This window comes from Parahaemophilus parainfluenzae (assembly GCF_001055095.1).
Taxonomy (GTDB): domain Bacteria; phylum Pseudomonadota; class Gammaproteobacteria; order Enterobacterales; family Pasteurellaceae; genus Haemophilus_D; species Haemophilus_D parainfluenzae_Z.
The window spans coordinates 21,621-38,737 of sequence record NZ_JVHG01000018.1; the positions used below are offsets into that span (position 1 = coordinate 21,621).

Here is a 17,117-nt window from a genome sequence, read left to right on the forward strand (position 1 = left end):
CGCAACGTTGGCGAAAGCTTATACAATCGGATCGATAAAAATGTGATCGGGATCATAAATATCTTATCTTTGTGTTTATTCTACGCCTAATTAAGTAGAGAATAGCCAAACTTAGATGATTAAACGTGAAAGGAGACGCGCATGAAATTAAAAAAATTAACGGCACTTATGATGCTCGGATTCGGTTTTTCGGTCGCACAAGCTGCGGAATTACCTAATATTACAATTTTAGCAACAGGTGGCACGATTGCCGGAAGTGGCGAAACTGCCGTTTCTTCTGCTTATAAAGCAGGGCAACTCAATGTTGATGCACTAATTGATGCGGTGCCCGAAATTAAGCAGCTTGCAAATATAAAAGGTGAGCAAATTGTAAAAATTGGTTCACAAGATATGAGCGATGATGTGTGGTTAAAATTAGCGAAAGCGATTAATGCACAGTGTAAAGATACCGATGGTTTCGTGATTACTCATGGTACCGATACCATGGAAGAAACCGCTTATTTCTTAGATCTTACCGCGAAATGTGAAAAACCAATTGTATTAGTCGGTGCAATGCGTCCTGCGACAGAAAAAAGTGCGGATGGTCCGTTAAACCTTTATAACGCCGTCGTCGTGGCAACGGATAAAAAATCATCTGGTCGCGGTGTATTAGTGGCGATGAATGATGAAGTATTAGGTGCTCGTGATGTGACCAAGATGAGTACTACTGCAGTACAAACGTTCCATTCACCGAACTATGGTACCTTGGGTTATATCCATAACAGTAAAGTGGATTACGAACGCTCACCTGAAAGCAAACATACTGTAAACACACCATTTAACGTAGATAAATTAGACAGCTTACCGAAAGTAGGCATTGTTTATGCTTATTCTAATGCACCAATTGAGCCGTTAAATTCATTATTGGATGCGGGCTATCAAGGCATTGTTTCTGCGGGTGTGGGTAATGGTAACGTGAATGCAGCACATTTAGAACGTTTAGAAAAAGCGGCGAAAGATGGTGTTGTGGTGGTACGCTCATCTCGTGTGCCAACCGGTTACACAACACGTGATGCTGAAGTAGATGATTCTAAATATGGTTTTGTGGCTTCAGGTACATTGAATCCGCAAAAAGCACGTGTGTTATTACAATTAGCCTTAACACAAACAAAAGATCCAAAAGTGATTCAACAATACTTCGAGGATTTCTAGGAAAGTCATTGAAAGTGCGGTCAGAATTTGAATCAAATTTTAACCGCACTTTCGGATAAAATAGACTAATCCAAGTAATAAATATAGATAATGCACTAGTTTGTTGTTAATATATGTTCCGGAATTATTTTTAAAATTAATATGGAGAAAATATTATGATTTGGGCTCAACTTTTAGTCGTCCTACTCTTTATTTACCTAGGGGCTAGATTAGGCGGTATTGGTATCGGTTTCATGGGTGGTATGGGTGTTGTTGCACTTTCACTACTTGGCTTAAAACCGGGTGCCATTCCGTTTGATGTAATTTCAGTTATCATGTCTGTAATCATGGCGATTGCGGCAATGCAAGTTGCGGGTGGTATGGATTTCTTAGTAAAAATGGCTGAAAAAATCCTACGTAAAAATCCAAAATACATCACTTTCCTTGCGCCAACTGTGACTTATTTTATGACTGTACTTGCGGGTACTGGTCACACTGCGTTCTCAACACTTCCAGTGATTGCTGAAGTGGCAAAAGAACAAGGTATTCGTCCTTCACGTCCACTTTCTATTGCGGTTATCGCTTCACAAATTGCGATTACAGCGTCTCCAATTTCTGCTGCGGTGGTATTCCTTTCTGCTGAATTAGAGAAAAACTTTGGTTTAAGTTACTTACAATTATTAGGTATTTGGATCCCAACTACTTACGCAGCATGTATGATTACTGCGGTGATTTGTAACTTCCTTGGTAAAGATTTGAAAGATGATGAAGTTTACCAAGATCGTCTAGCAAAAGGTTTAATTACTATGCGTGGTGAAATGCAAATTGAGATCAAACCTTATGCAAAACGCTCTGTAGCAATTTTCCTTATCGCAATTTTAGTAGTCATGCTTTATGCAACTGCAATCAGTAAAACAGTTGGTTTAATTCAAAACCCAATTCTTTCTCGTGATAACGCCATTATCTCTTTCATGCTTGCAACTGCAGCCATTATCACTATGGCATGTAAAGTGGATACCGCAAAAATTACCAATGCAGCAACCTTTAAATCTGGTATGTCAGCGGTAATTTGTGTGCTTGGTGTAGCATGGTTAGGTAATACTTTCGTTGAAGGTCATATCGATCAAATTAAAGCGGTATCAGCTGAGTTCTTACAACAATACCCTTGGAGTTTAGCGGTAATCTTGTTCTTCGCAAGTACCTTACTTTACTCACAAGCTGCAACTGCAAAAGCATTATATCCAACTGCAATTTTATTAGGTGTTTCTCCGGAAGCAGCGATTGCAGCATTTGCCGCAGTATCAGCATTATTCATTCTTCCTACTTACCCAACCTTAATTGCGGCAGTAGAAATGGATGATACTGGTTCAACTCGTATCGGTAAATACGTATTCAACCACCCATTCTTAGTGCCGGGTGTGATTGCAATCAGCTTATCTGTATTATTTGGTTTCTTAATGGCAGGTGCAGTTTTATAATCCCCCATTAAGCTAACATAAATGAAAACCATCTTGTCTGCAGATAAGATGGTTTTTTTAATGGGGAACTTCTTCTCGCTGTGATACTCTAAAGGGCAACCTATTTTTATATATAAGGAAAACCAATGAAGTTATTTAAAATCCTTTTTGCTGCATTAATTGCTTATGTGCCAACAGCATGGTCTGCGGTGGATTATAATATTAAATACAGTTCCAATTATTTAATGCCGGCGTATGTGCATTTTAAAGCTGATGGTTCACAGTATTCAGTCAATGCAAAAATTAATATTCCGTTGTACAACATTGTGTTTACTTCTCGTGGTTCGCAAACTGCGAGCCAATTTAAAATGGTGAATTATCAAGATGTGCGTAATGGTAAGCCTTATGCTATTTCTAAAATTTCGCCAACAACAATTGAATACGGTAAAGTGAAAAATGGGTTAGAAACCGAACCGTTAACATTACCGACTTTTGACTTATTCACCATGGCATTTCAGTTGAGCTATTACGATAAATTGCCAACCAGTTTCCAAATTACAAACGGTAAAAAACTTTACCCAATGGAAAATGTGAATGTGAAGAAAGTGGAAAAACAGATCCAATATAACAAGCAAACTGTCACTGAAATTACTTATTCATTTAAAACAGGTAATAAGGATATTATGGTGAAGAAATTCTCAGGTGAACAATTTCCACGTTATATCAAATACACCAGAGATGGTGATGATTATGAATTAGAGTTTGATGAGTTTGTCAAATAACATAAGATGATAAAAAGAAGCCACGCTAGATTGCGTGGCTTTTTATTTTATTGCTTAGTGTGAATACATAAATACTTGAACGAGAAGAAGTATCGATGAGATAACAAATTGACAGCCCACGATTGGCATGACAAATTTCAGCCATTTATTGAATGGAATACCAAGCATTTGTAGCGTGACAAGGACTAATCCTGTTGGCGCAAGGAATAACATAATATATTGTCCCCAGTTATAAGCCGATACCACGATATCTCTTGGAATGCCAACAGTATCAGCCAGCGGTGCCATAATTGGCATAGCGAGTACGGCAAGGCCTGAAGAGGAAGGTACAACCAATCCTAAGAAAATGAAGACAATGAGCTGACCAATAATAAAGACGCCGCCATTCATTCCTCCAACAAGATGAGTCATATAATCGAGAATAGTGTCAGAAATCATTCCTTGCTCTAGAATGATATTAACTGCTCGAGCGAGTCCGATAATCAATGCGACGCCGACTAATTCAGAAGCACCATGAGTAAAGCCATTTACGACATCTTTTTCAGGCAATCCACTGATAAACATAATAATGATGGTAATGGCTAGGAAGGAAGCCGCCATTTGAGGGAACCACCAGCCCCCAAACATCACCCCCCATACCATGAGAGGAAAGGCGCCACTAAATAGAATCAGAATCAGTTTTCTTCTAAAGGTAAATTCAACGGTTGCATTCGGATCAATATCTTTCATATAGAGATCATAGAAGGCCCGGCGATCGTCATAAGTATAAGAAAATTCACGATTGGCACGCAGTTTTTTACAGTACCAATACATATATGCTACTACACAGGTTCCACCAAGAATCAGACCCAGTGTGCGAAATCCCATCCCTTCAGTGAATGGAATCCCTGCAGCGTTTGAAGCAATAACAACGGAGAATGGATTGATTGTAGAGAAGGCTGTGCCCATTGAAGCTGCGAGAAATATGGCGCCGACACAGACAATAGAATCATAACCCAAGGCTAAAAAGACAGGAACAAGAATTGGGTAGAAGGCTACCGCTTCTTCTTCAATACCACAAGCCGTACCGCCTAATAGCATTAACACGCAGACAGCAAAGACAACAGAGAATTCATTTCCTTTTGTTTTCTTGGTGAGAGACATTAATCCGGCATTGAATGCTCCAGTTTTGTTTATCACACCAATCATTCCACCGAGTATGAAAATAAAAATCATAATATCCGCGACTTCAATGGTGCCATCCACCATGGCGTGAATCATATCGGTAATGCCTTTTTCGTGTTGTTCAATGCGTTGATAGGTATCGGGGATAGCAATCGGCTTTTTGATAATGCCGTTGGTGAAATTAGAAAGTTGAATTTTGATATTGAGTTGATTAAGGGTTTGTTCTGTTGCTGGATAGCTTTGATCGGGAATTCCGTGGGTTTTGACAATAAAGTGATTTTCGGTGCTGTCGTAGGAAAGTTTAGAGTAGGACCCTGAGGGAATAAGCCAAGTAAGACCAATAGCAATAAGAAGAATAATAAAGAGAATGCTAAATGCGGAAGGGAATTTCATCTTTTTCTTTGATGCTTCCATTATGGAGAACTCCTTGTGTTCGGATTAATCAATAAGCCGAGCGCGTATTCTACACAAAACGAGCAAAAAAGCAAAGGGCGATTTTTGAAAGAATTCAATAATAGCAATGTTGGCAATCGTTTACCTAAGCCAGACTTAATTATAATTAGATCTGGCTTAAGTCTATTTTATTTAGGCAAATTGAGTAATTTTTTCACTCAAATCATCCAACATTTCATAACGTTTTCGGTACATCGAGCGTTTTTTGCTGGCGATTTCTTCGAGTGGTTTGCGAGCACTTTCAAGCGGTAATTGCCAATATTGACCATTTAATTGCCCTTGGTTTTCTTGCCAGAATTCATCGTAATTGAATAGAATTTTACTGCGCGCAGATAAACGGTATTTACCTTGTGACGTGTGAGGGATACCGATTAACTCACATTGCCATTTTTCAGCTAACAAGCGGAAAACATTCATCAACATAAACATTGGACGAACACCATGTAATTCTTTTGTGGCTTGTTTCACGGCTTCTTGAGCGTCTTCATAAGAGGGCCCTTGAATAGAAGCAATAAGTAATTTATTTGGCTTTAAGAAGGTGAAAGAGGCATCATAGATGCTACGTCCATTATTGTCTTTTAAGTTAATGGAAAAATAACCTTCGAAAGGGTCGATCTGGTTGATATTGAAATAAATACCAAGCTGTTCTGTTAATTGTGCTAATAAAAGGGATTTTTCTTGGAGTAGTTTTTTGCAAAATTCTACGCCCATTTTTTCTTCAAGCATTAACAGATTATTGGTAATGGCATTGAGTCGATCGGTTACAGAAAAACGTTTGTCACAATAGGTCGCGAGCAATGCATTAAAACGATATGGATTTTGTTGAAAAAGCGGAATCCAGGTTTGGTGAGTATTTAAGAAATTGACCAATGCATCACATTGTTTTTTAAATAAAAATTTGCGTCCGTAATAACGGGCTTTATCCCTTAATTGTTTTTTTAATGGGTGATTGCAAGAATCGGGTAGTAATTCTTGAAAGGTCGCGAAAGTAATAGTTTGTTTTGCTGTCATAGTGGATAAAGTGCGGTTATTTTTTCAAACGTTTTTTATTGGGTAAAATCATACTGATTTTTGACCGCACTTATTGTACCTGTATTCCATGGTTTTTCCAATTAACCATCAACAAAGGTGGTTCTTTACTTGCCTATTTTTCGATTTCTCCTTAATATGCCAAATCCTACCTTGAATTTATGCAACTCATCCCCATATTCAATGAAATTATAGAATTGATGTAAGAGAGATAATTATGAACGCCAAAAGAACTCAACAACGTACACTTCCTGTATTGCCATTACGGGATGTTGTCGTTTTCCCTTATATGGTGATGCCACTTTTTGTTGGGCGTGCAAAATCGATTAGCGCCCTTGATGAAGCCATGAATGAGGGCAAACAATTATTATTGGTGTCACAAAAGCAAGCGGATTTAGAAGAACCTACCGTTGATGATGTATTCGATGTCGGGACGATTGCGAATATTATTCAATTATTAAAATTGCCAGACGGCACGGTGAAAGTGTTGGTGGAAGGGCAACAACGCGCGAAAATCAATCAATTAAACGATGGTGAAGACCATTTTTCTGCGGAAGTCACACCAATTGAAACCACATTTGGTGATGAAAAAGAATTAGATGTGGTGAAGGCAGCTGTTTTAAATGAATTTGAAAGCTATCTTCAACTCAATAAAAAAATTCCTGCAGACGTTTTAGGTGCATTACAACGCATTGATGATGCCGATCGTTTAGCGGATACCATGGCTGCGCATATTCCAGTAACTGTTCGTCATAAACAAAGTGTGCTAGAACTGGCAGATGTGCAAGAGCGTTTAGAATACTTGCTCGGCATGATGGAGTCTGAAGCGGATATTCTTCAAGTTGAAAAACGCATCCGTGGCCGTGTGAAAAAACAAATGGAGAAAAGCCAGCGTAACTATTATCTTAGCGAACAAATTAAAGCGATTCGCAAAGAAATGGACGAAGGCGAAAGCGAAGATACCATTGATGAAGTTGAGCAACTTCGTCAAAAGGTTGAAGCGGCAGGTATGCCGGCAGATGTGCGCGAAAAGGTAGAGAGTGAGTTACAAAAACTCAAAATGATGTCGGCGATGTCAGCTGAAGCAACGGTGGTGCGTAGCTATGTTGAGTGGATGCTTCAAGTACCATGGCATAAACGTACTAAAGTGAAGAAAGATATCGCAAAAGCACAACAGGTTTTAGATGCGGATCACTACGGTTTAGAACGTGTAAAAGAACGCATTTTAGAATACCTTGCAGTGCAAGCACGTCTAAACAAAATCAAAGGTCCAATCCTTTGCTTAGTCGGGCCGCCAGGGGTGGGTAAAACCTCACTGGGTCAATCTATTGCCAATGCAACAGGTCGCAAATATGTGCGTATGGCATTAGGTGGGGTACGTGATGAAGCAGAAATCCGTGGTCACCGTAAAACCTATATTGGTGCATTGCCGGGTAAATTGATTCAAAAAATGGCAAAAGTTGGTGTGAAAAACCCACTCTTCTTGCTTGATGAAATTGATAAAATGTCTTCGGATATGCGTGGCGACCCAGCATCAGCCTTGTTAGAAGTGCTTGATCCAGAACAAAATACCACCTTCAACGATCATTATCTTGAAGTGGATTACGATTTGTCTGATGTGATGTTTGTGGCAACCTCAAACTCCATGAATATTCCAGGCCCATTGTTAGATCGTATGGAAGTCATTCGTCTTTCTGGTTATACCGAAGATGAGAAACTGAATATTGCGATGCGTCATTTGTTGCAAAAACAAATTGAGCGTAATGGATTGAAAAAAGGCGAATTAACCATCGAAGAAAACGCTATTTTAGATATTATCCGTTATTACACCCGTGAAGCTGGTGTGCGTGGGTTAGAGCGTGAAATCTCTAAAATCTGTCGTAAAGCGGTGAAGAATTTATTGGTCAATCCAAAAGTAAAATCCATTACCGTTAATTCAGATAACTTGCATGACTATCTTGGTGTGAAACGTTTTGAATTCGGTAAAGCGGATACGCAAAACCGTGTAGGCGAAGTAACAGGCCTTGCGTGGACAGAGGTGGGCGGTGACTTACTGACTATTGAAACCGCTTCAGTAGTAGGTAAAGGAAAATTGACCTTCACTGGTTCATTAGGTGATGTGATGAAAGAATCTATCCAAGCGGCGATGACTGTAGTCCGTGCACGTGCTGAAAAATTGGGTATCAATTCTGAGTTCCATGAAAAACGTGATATTCATATTCACGTGCCAGATGGTGCCACACCAAAAGATGGTCCAAGTGCAGGTATCGCAATGTGTACCGCATTGGTTTCTTGCTTAACGGGTAACCCAGTGCGTGCCGATGTCGCAATGACAGGCGAAATCAGCCTACGCGGTAAAGTATTACCAATCGGCGGATTAAAAGAAAAATTACTTGCGGCACATCGTGGTGGCATTAAAACCGTATTAATTCCAAAAGATAACGTGAAAGATTTGGAAGAAATTCCAGATAACGTGAAAGAAAATCTAGCGATTCATGCGGTAGAAACCATTGATGAAGTGTTAGGCTTAGCGTTAGAGAATCCGCCGGAAGGCATTGAATTCGTGAAAGTGGAAACGAAAGCGAAAGCACCTCGCCGTAAAGCTGCGACTAAAACAGCAAGAGCGGTCAATTAATGACTCATTTTTAGGGCTTGTGAAAACAAGCCCTTTTGACTTTTAATTATGCAAAAATTTCCTCCTCTTTCCCTTTATGTTCATATTCCTTGGTGTGTGCAGAAATGCCCTTATTGTGATTTCAATTCGCATGCACAGAAAGGCACAATTCCTGAGCAAGAATATGTACAACATCTGATTGCCGATCTTGAGACAGATTTAGAGAAATATCAGGCTAGTATTCAAAATCGTCCACTTCATTCAATTTTTATTGGTGGTGGCACGCCGAGTTTATTTTCAGCGGAAAGTATCAAGTTGTTATTGGCAGAAATTCAACGTCGTATTCCTTTTTCAGAGAATATTGAAATTACCATGGAGGCTAATCCAGGCACCGTGGAAGCAGAGCGTTTTAAAGGTTATGTGGATGCCGGTGTAACACGTATTTCCATGGGCATCCAAAGTTTTAATGACGATAAATTACAACGTTTAGGGCGTATTCATAATGCGGCGGAAGCTAAAAGTGCGGTCAGTTTGGCGAAAGTTTCTGGGTTAAAAAGTTTCAATTTGGATTTAATGCATGGCTTGCCAAACCAAACGCTTGAGGAAGCCTTAGATGATTTGCAGCAGGCCATTGATCTTGCTCCACCACATCTTTCTTGGTATCAGCTCACGATTGAACCTAATACTATGTTTGCTTATCGTCCGCCTAAATTGCCGGATGATGATGAGCTTTGGGATATTTTTGAGCAAGGTCACCAACTTTTAACCGAAGCCGGTTATCAGCAATATGAAACATCCGCTTATGCGAAACCGGGCTTTCAGTGTCAGCATAATTTGAATTATTGGCGATTTGGGGATTATTTGGCGATAGGTTGCGGTGCCCATGGAAAACTCACTTTTCCTGATGGCAATATTTTACGTTTTTCTAAAACGAAGCATCCAAAAGGGTACCTGCGTGGTGAATACCTTTATGAAGAAAAAAACGTGGAAAAAAATGACCGCGCTTTTGAGTTTTTTATGAATCGCTTCCGCTTACTGGAAGCGGTGCCAAAGCAAGAGTTTGAACATTACACGGGGCTTTCGCAAAGTGCGGTCAAAAATCAAATTGATTTTGCCATTCAACAAAATTATATCGTAGAAAGACCGGATTTTTGGCAGATCACCGAACACGGGAAATTGTTTCTGAACGAGCTGTTAGCGATTTTTTTAGATGAATAAAATTTTTTTATCATAACGAATAAATTTTTACACTTGTTTATTTAATAGTGTCGTATTAAAGTAAGGCAAACGTTTACGTTGTTATCCACGATTTAAAAGGGAGAGAAAAATGGACCAATTAGAAATGAAAAAATTAGCGGCCCGTGCGGCGTTAAAATATGTTAAGCCCGATACCATTGTTGGCGTGGGAAGTGGTTCAACAGTGAATTGTTTTATTGAAGCCTTAGGTGAATTAAAAGATCAAATTCAAGGCGCGGTGGCCGCATCTAAAGCCTCAGAAGAATTATTGCGTAAACAGGGTATTGAAGTATTTAGTGCTAACGATGTATCCAGTTTAGATATTTATGTGGATGGCGCAGATGAAATCAATCCGCAAAAAATGATGATCAAAGGCGGCGGTGCGGCACTGACTCGTGAAAAGATTGTGGCCGCTTTAGCGAAAAAATTTATTTGTATTGTGGATGCTAGTAAACAAGTGGATGTGTTAGGCAGTACGTTCCCATTGCCAGTAGAAGTGATTCCAATGGCTCGTTCACAAGTTGGTCGTAAATTAGTCTCTTTTGGTGGTGCCCCAGAATATCGTGAAGGTGTGGTGACTGATAACGGCAACGTGATTTTAGATGTACATAACTTCGCTATTTTAAATCCAGTGGAAATGGAAAAAGAATTGAATAATGTCGCGGGTGTGGTAACAAATGGTATCTTTGCCTTACGTGGTGCGGATATTGTGATTGTTGGTACTCCAGACGGCGCAAAAGTTATTGATTAATAAAAATAAGGAAGCAAACATGACAAACAAAGTCTCACTCGACAAATCAAAAATTAAATTTGTGCTATTAGAAGGCGTGCACCAAAGTGCATTAGATACCTTACATGCGGCAGGCTACACTAACATCGACTTTTACAAAAAAGCCTTAGATGGTGATGAGCTAAAAGAAGCCATTAAAGATGCGCATTTTATTGGCTTACGTTCGCGTACCCAATTAACGGCTGAAATGATTGAAGCTGCACCGAAGTTGATTGCCATTGGCTGTTTCTGTATCGGTACCAACCAAGTGGATCTTAATGCAGCCAAAATGCGTGGGATTCCTGTATTTAATGCACCGTTCTCTAATACCCGTTCTGTGGCTGAACTAGTGTTGGGTGAGATTTTGCTCTTAATGCGTAATATTCCTCAGGCAAATGCAGATGTGCATCGTGGTTTATGGAATAAATCGGCTGTAGGTTCTCATGAAGTGCGTGGCAAAAAACTCGGTATTGTGGGTTACGGCCATATCGGTTCGCAATTAAGTATTATTGCAGAGTCTCTAGGGATGGAAGTATATTTCTACGATATTGAAAATAAATTGCCATTGGGTAATGCAAAACAATTACACACACTTGAAGAGTTGTTAGGTTCTTGCGATGTGATTTCGCTTCATGTACCAGATTTACCTTCAACTCGTAATTTAATGAGTGCTGAACGTATTGCGCAATTAAAACAAGATTCTATTTTGATCAATGCAGCACGTGGTACGGTAGTGGATATTGATGCTTTAGCAGCTGCGCTTGAACAAGGTAAAGTTCGTGGTGCAGCGGTTGACGTATTCCCTGTTGAGCCTGCATCAATCAATGAAGAGTTTGTTTCTCCACTACGTAAATTTGATAATGTGATCTTAACCCCGCATATTGGTGGTTCGACTGCGGAAGCACAAGAAAACATTGGTTTTGAAGTGGCGGGTAAATTTGTGAAATATTCAGATAACGGTTCAACTCTTTCTTCTGTTAATTTCCCTGAGGTATCCTTGCCTGAACACGTGGGTACAAAACGTTTACTTCATATTCACGAAAACCGTCCTGGTGTATTAAACAAATTGAACCAAATTTTCGTTGAAGCTAATCTCAATATTGCAGCACAATTTTTACAAACCGATCCGAAAATTGGTTATGTGGTCGTTGATATCGAAACAGATGATGCGTCACCATTATTAGCGAAACTCCGTGAGATTGAAGGCACAATCAAAGCGCGTGTGTTGTATTAATTTGAAAAATTAAGCAAAAACTGACCGCGCTTTGTGTGGGATGGAAAGCAAAATGGGCAAAGTAAGTTATTTTACGTTGCCCATTTTTATTAACTATTTGTAGCGTACATTTATTTTATCATGGCCTTAAATAGATTACGGCGATCAGAATTAAATGTCGGCTGTGCGGTTGGGATGGATAAAACCATACGCAAACAATCTTGCGTAAGTTGAACCGCCTGTTCGTTAGTCAGATTTGGGTCAAGTGGTGAATGTAAGGAGCAACTTAAATATTGCGGTACATTTTCAAGACTACTAAAGGTGAAAGTGAGTGCTTTGTAAGGCAGTTGCACAGTGAGTTTATCGCCTAATTCACGTGGTTCCCATTGTTGTTGAGGACCAGGTAGAATCACCACACTCATCATCCACGGGGTTAATACTGTGCCGATCCATTGATCTTCGAATAAAACAAATTTAGGGCAGAAACACTCGATGCCTTTGTGATAAAAAGGGAGATCTTGCATTTCAGGTACAATGTTTTGCATTTCGGCAAGGAAAATCTCCGTTGGGTTTTTTTCAAAGCCAGTAACAGAGGTTAAAAGTTCGGTAGAGTTTTCAGGTGTTTTTTCGTGTCGATACATGGTTTATTTTTCAATATTAATAAGATTAAAGAATTCTGGAGAAACCTTAAAGAAAATTCCCCTCTTTTGTAAAGAGGGGTTAGGGGAGATTTAACAATAGTCTCGATTAATTAAGTCAAATCTCCCCCTGCCCCTCTTTTCTAAAGAGGGGTATCTAGATTTAAGCCGTATTCCCTAATGACTTGATTTAACGTTTCAAAAACCTTTGGCAACACGTTTTGTATTGTTTCCGTTAAACCAATTCCAGACTCTAGCGACTCTGGTTGGATGCCGATAAGACAAAGGTGTTTTGGAAATTCGTCCGTTAATTTCATTGCAGAAAGTACATCACAGATGCCGAGTTGGTGTGGCGAAATTTTGCGAGAGAAAAAGGTGGGCACTTGCTCGTCATGTAACACGACAATCTCACCTGGCTGTTTATTAGCAAGCACGGCATCGACAATAATCAAATACTCGCGATTTGCCATTGCATCCAGTAATTCCATGCCACAAGTACCACCATCGATGACGTCAAAGTGCGGTTGAATTTCAGGGCGTTTTTCAAGCTCCTGCACCACGCGCACACCGACACCTTCATCGCTTAACAAAATATTGCCGACACCAAGAATTAACGGCTTCATTACAACACCTTCACTTCAGTCACTTCGCCGTTTTCGGTATTAACGACATGCACGGCACAGGACATACAAGGGTCGAAAGAGTGAATGGTTCTGACCACTTCCAATGGTTTAGTCGGATCTGCCACCGGTGTACCAATAATGGAAAGTTCATAAGGGCCCATTTGGTCTTGTTCATTACGCGGACCCGCATTCCATGTAGATGGTACAACTGCTTGGTAGTTTTCAATGCGACCGTCTTTGATGACAACCCAGTGAGAAAGCATACCACGTGGTACTTCACCGAAACCAACACCACGGAATTCACCGCTTGCTGGAATATCTGTTTTGATATACGCCGTCATATCACCTTTAGCGATATTATCAATGAGCATTTGCCATTGAGCGCTTAAAATGTCGTTGATCGCACAGCAATGCACGGTACGACCGATAATACGTCCAAGGGTAGAATGTAATTGATCGGTGGTTAACGTGTTGCCAGTCAATTTTTCATAAATGCCTTTTAATTCATTGAAGTGGTTGACAGTTGGCGTGTCATTCGCAGCCAAACCACACATTAAATAGGCGAGAGGACCCACTTCGACAACTTTACCGTAGAAGGTTGGTGCTTTTACCCAAGAGTATTTACCATCATCTTGCCAACCGGTATATTTCGGACGAGTTAAGCCAGCCCAAGGTTCTAATGGCTCATCATCTTCGTACCAAGCGTGTTTACCACTTTCTTTAATGCCTTTTACAACGAACTCATCTTTTTGTTGATCAATTGGGCGGAAAGTCGATAAATCACCGTTTTCGATATAACCACCTTTTAACATGAATTTAGAGTTATCTGCATCAATTGGATATTCAGGTACAGATAAGTAGTTGCCTGATGTTTTACCAAGGCTTAACCATTCAGGATAGTAAGCCGCAAATACTGCCGCATCTACTTTATACACTTGGTTAATGAAGTCAGTTAAGCGATCGATACAAGCTTTCACGAACATGAGACGTTCTTGGTTTAGTACCGCTTGGGAATCTAAGTTAATTGGGTTTGCTACACCACCAATCGCCAAGTTTTGAATGTGTGGTGTCTTACTACCGAGTAATGCGACTACACGGTTAGCATCACGTTGACATTCAAGCGCTTGCAAATAGTGCGCGACGGCAATGAGGTTGACTTCTGGTGGAAGTTTCATTGCAGCATGACCGAAGTAACCGTTAGCGAAAATACCAAGTTGTCCGCTATCCACTAATGCTTGGATTTTTTTCTGTACGTTGCGGAATTCGTTAGCACTGTTTAATGACCATGTAGAGACACCTTTTAGCATGTCTGCTGCTTTTTCAGGATCAGCTTTTAGCGCAGCGGTGATATCCACCCAGTCCATCGCGGAGAGTTGATAGAAATGCACGATATGGTCGTGAATACTGTGTGCAGCAAGAATCATGTTACGAATGTACTGTGCATTGACGGGAACTTTAGCACCAATAGCATCTTCTACGGCACGTACGCTGATAATCGCGTGTACTGTGGTACATACGCCACAGATACGTTGCATAATCATCCATGCATCACGAGGGTCTGCACCTTTTACGATATTTTCCATACCGCGCCACATGGTACCAGATGACCAGGCATTGGTGACGACGCCGTTTTCAATTTCGCAATCAATACGTAAATGACCCTCAATACGGGTAATTGGGTCAATTGAGATACGTTTTTTTTCTGACATTATTCTGCTCCGCTAACTTTTTTGCTGAATGCCGCTTTTTCGGCAATAATTTTTTCTGAGTCTTCGGTATGTTTTTCTTTAAATACCGGTAATACAGGGAATAAACGAATGATTAAAATATAGGCACATACTTCAATAGAAACGAAACCGATTGAAATAAGCAATTCTTCCGCAGATGGGAAATATTGATAGCCGTTGCCCGGATTATACATGATAAGCGAATAGTTCATACGCCATAATGCTGCACCGAGTAACATGCTTAATGCCGAAATAAATAACCAACGGGAATCTGATTTTTTCTCCCCGAGGAAGAGGGTTAGTAATGGTAATACCATCAACCAGACTTCCATCCAGAACATCCATGCTTCAAATTTAGTTAATTTATCGAAACCTACAACCATTTGCAGTTTGTCGTGATAAATCAACTCACCAAAACGCACCGCTAAGAAACAGAAAATTAATCCTGCGGTAACGCGTGCCAATTGAGTAAATAAATGACGTTCATCTGGTGTTTTTCCTGCAAGACCCGCTTTAACTAAAGAACCCTCGAAAATCACAATAGAGAAACCCATAATGAAAGCTGTCAGCAAGGAGAGAATTGGTAGCGCTTCATAGCTTTGCCATACCGGATGGACTTTGTGACCAGCTACAATCATCAAGGAACCCATTGAAGATTGGTGCATCATTGGTAACAAGGCACCCAAGGCAATAATGAAAAACATGATTTTATTCAGTTTATTAAACCATTTTTTCAAGCCGAAGAAACCAAGCCATACAGGGGCGAATTCTAGGGTCACCACGATGATATACACCGTCATACAAAATGCCGTTTCAAATAGAACGGAATTCGTGTTGAACTGACCTGGAATGTAGAAATATGGCAAATGCCAATAACGTCCCATATCAATGGTGATAGATAAACCACCAAGGGAATAGCCGAATAAACTTGCAAGCAATGCTGGGCGAACAAGAGCGTGATATTTCCCTTTATTGAAAATATACACGGTCCAAGCGAGAGCCCAACCACCACAGGCAAATCCTGTACCGACAAGTAAGTCAAAGGCAATCCATAAACCCCAAGGATAACCGCCGTTAAGTGCGGTTACAGAACCGATACCAAACACTAAACGTTTTAAAATTAATAAAACGCAAAGCACGGCAAGTGGTGCAAAAAAGAGAATTGCGGCAGAAACAAGGCGACCGCCTACCGGACGTGGATTACTCATGATGCTCATCCTCCGCTTCTTCCATTTCCTTGCGTGCCTGACGCATGGCTTCTTTTTGTGCTGCTATACGCTCAGCGATTTTATCGCCATGCATATTTTTGTAAGTCATAAAGGTTAAACCGGCAAGTGCCACTAACGGTAAGGCTAAACCGCGATACAAGAAATGTTGTAAATGCGCCGCACGAGAACCTGTCGCGACTTCATCTAAGTCTGGTAAACCAAGATTAGCAAAAGGTACACCACTTAAGGCGAGCACCTGTGTACCACCACCTTCTTTTTCACCGTAGATGTGATATTGATATGCCGGTACGGTAGCACGGTATTTATCTGTACTATTGACGTGTTGACGTGGGTAATCATATTCAGTACCACGTAATAAGCTTAAACGACGTTTAGCTTCAGCCAATAATTCTTCACGTGTACCAAAAATAATGGCGCCAGTTGGACAAACATGACAGCAACCAGGTAATTCGCCTTTATCTAAACGTTCAACACCTTTTTGGTTACAGAGTTCACATTTGCTGATTTCACCGAATGGATTGTCATAGTCGTATTTTGGTACATCAAACGGACAGCCAACCATGCAATAACGGCAACCGGTACAAATATCTGGGTCATATTTTACGATACCGGTTTTTGGATCTTTGGTAAGGGCTTGAACTGGGCAAACCGCAACACAGTTTGGGTCAACGCAATGCATACATTGTTTTTTCACGTAAGCATAGCCGTTTTCTGTTTTGTCTTTATTTGTGCCGTCACCATCACTCCATACTTGAATCACGTTACGAGTAAATGGGGTGAGTTTGTCGTTATTTGACCAAGTTTGATCACCTTTTGGATTCACGGGTGTGTGGTTCACGTTTTGACATTCAGCTACGCATGCTTGACAACCTACACAAAGGGTAGAGTCGTAAAGCATTCCTAGTGCGCCGGGAATAGGCTCAACCGCTTCTGATGCCTGCACATTTGACACAGGCAAAGTAGATGCGATTCCGCCAAGCATACCCGCTTTTAGAAATTTTCGTCTATCCATT

The 17,117-nt window shown here is 40.4% G+C and carries 14 protein-coding genes; 7 read left to right on the forward strand and 7 right to left on the reverse strand.

The genetic code is table 11. The features are described 5' to 3' along the window. Positions 1–141 precede the first annotated feature (141 nt). The 3 genes from ansB to ADA56_RS05290 all read left to right on the forward strand — a co-directional run bounded on the left by ansB (position 142) and on the right by ADA56_RS05290 (position 3,409). Positions 142–1,191 carry an L-asparaginase 2 gene (gene ansB / locus ADA56_RS05280; RefSeq protein WP_049369709.1) on the forward strand — a complete coding sequence of 350 codons (1,050 nt, stop codon included), beginning with the start codon at positions 142–144 and terminating at the stop codon, positions 1,189–1,191. A gap of 155 nt (positions 1,192–1,346) precedes the next feature. Then, the gene (locus tag ADA56_RS05285) at positions 1,347–2,648 is read left to right on the forward strand and encodes an anaerobic C4-dicarboxylate transporter (RefSeq protein WP_049365060.1); all 1,302 of its coding nucleotides are present in this window, start codon (positions 1,347–1,349) and stop codon (positions 2,646–2,648) included. A 125-nt stretch (positions 2,649–2,773) separates the two neighbouring features. Then, a complete protein-coding gene (locus ADA56_RS05290; protein WP_049369711.1) occupies positions 2,774–3,409 on the forward strand; it encodes a hypothetical protein in 636 nt (211 codons plus the stop codon). A 54-nt stretch (positions 3,410–3,463) separates the two neighbouring features. On the opposite strand, the gene ADA56_RS05295 is transcribed toward ADA56_RS05290, so the two are convergent. Beyond that, positions 3,464–4,987 carry a YfcC family protein gene (locus ADA56_RS05295; protein WP_049369713.1) on the reverse strand — a complete coding sequence of 508 codons (1,524 nt, stop codon included), beginning with the start codon at positions 4,985–4,987 and terminating at the stop codon, positions 3,464–3,466. 171 nt (positions 4,988–5,158) lie between these two features. Continuing rightward, a complete protein-coding gene (locus ADA56_RS05300) occupies positions 5,159–6,037 on the reverse strand; it encodes a VirK/YbjX family protein (protein WP_049369715.1) in 879 nt (292 codons plus the stop codon). 235 nt (positions 6,038–6,272) lie between these two features. Between ADA56_RS05300 and lon the strand changes: the two genes are divergently transcribed. From lon to serA, 4 genes are all read left to right on the forward strand, one after another. Next, positions 6,273–8,690 carry an endopeptidase La gene (gene lon, locus ADA56_RS05305; RefSeq protein WP_049369718.1) on the forward strand — a complete coding sequence of 806 codons (2,418 nt, stop codon included), beginning with the start codon at positions 6,273–6,275 and terminating at the stop codon, positions 8,688–8,690. 48 nt (positions 8,691–8,738) lie between these two features. Beyond that, on the forward strand, positions 8,739–9,887 hold the full coding sequence (gene hemW, locus ADA56_RS05310; protein ID WP_049369720.1) for a radical SAM family heme chaperone HemW: 1,149 nt from the start codon (positions 8,739–8,741) through the stop codon (positions 9,885–9,887). Positions 9,888–9,996: 109 nt separating this feature from the next. Further along, complete coding sequence (gene rpiA, locus ADA56_RS05315) at positions 9,997–10,656, forward strand: ribose-5-phosphate isomerase RpiA (protein WP_049369722.1); 660 nt, start codon at positions 9,997–9,999, stop codon at positions 10,654–10,656. Between the two features lie 19 nt (positions 10,657–10,675). Continuing rightward, on the forward strand, positions 10,676–11,908 hold the full coding sequence (gene serA, locus ADA56_RS05320) for a phosphoglycerate dehydrogenase (protein ID WP_049369724.1): 1,233 nt from the start codon (positions 10,676–10,678) through the stop codon (positions 11,906–11,908). A gap of 110 nt (positions 11,909–12,018) precedes the next feature. On the opposite strand, the gene hybE is transcribed toward serA, so the two are convergent. The 5 genes from hybE to hybA form a co-directional block, all read right to left on the reverse strand. Beyond that, entirely contained in the window at positions 12,019–12,528 is a 510-nt protein-coding gene (hybE, locus tag ADA56_RS05325) for a hydrogenase-2 assembly chaperone (RefSeq protein ID WP_049369726.1), read from the reverse strand. A gap of 140 nt (positions 12,529–12,668) precedes the next feature. Next, positions 12,669–13,148 carry a HyaD/HybD family hydrogenase maturation endopeptidase gene (locus ADA56_RS05330; protein WP_049369728.1) on the reverse strand — a complete coding sequence of 160 codons (480 nt, stop codon included), beginning with the start codon at positions 13,146–13,148 and terminating at the stop codon, positions 12,669–12,671. Further along, positions 13,148–14,857 (reverse strand): hydrogenase 2 large subunit, encoded by a 1,710-nt coding sequence (gene hybC, locus ADA56_RS05335; RefSeq protein ID WP_049369729.1) that lies wholly within the window; start codon positions 14,855–14,857, stop codon positions 13,148–13,150. The genes ADA56_RS05330 and hybC overlap by 1 nt, the downstream gene beginning before the upstream one ends. Further along, complete coding sequence (gene hybB / locus ADA56_RS05340) at positions 14,857–16,083, reverse strand: Ni/Fe-hydrogenase cytochrome b subunit (protein ID WP_005695037.1); 1,227 nt, start codon at positions 16,081–16,083, stop codon at positions 14,857–14,859. Before hybB ends, hybC begins: the two co-directional genes overlap by 1 nt. Then, positions 16,076–17,116 (reverse strand): hydrogenase 2 operon protein HybA, encoded by a 1,041-nt coding sequence (gene hybA / locus ADA56_RS05345; protein WP_049369731.1) that lies wholly within the window; start codon positions 17,114–17,116, stop codon positions 16,076–16,078. The genes hybB and hybA overlap by 8 nt, the downstream gene beginning before the upstream one ends. Position 17,117 lies beyond the last annotated feature (1 nt).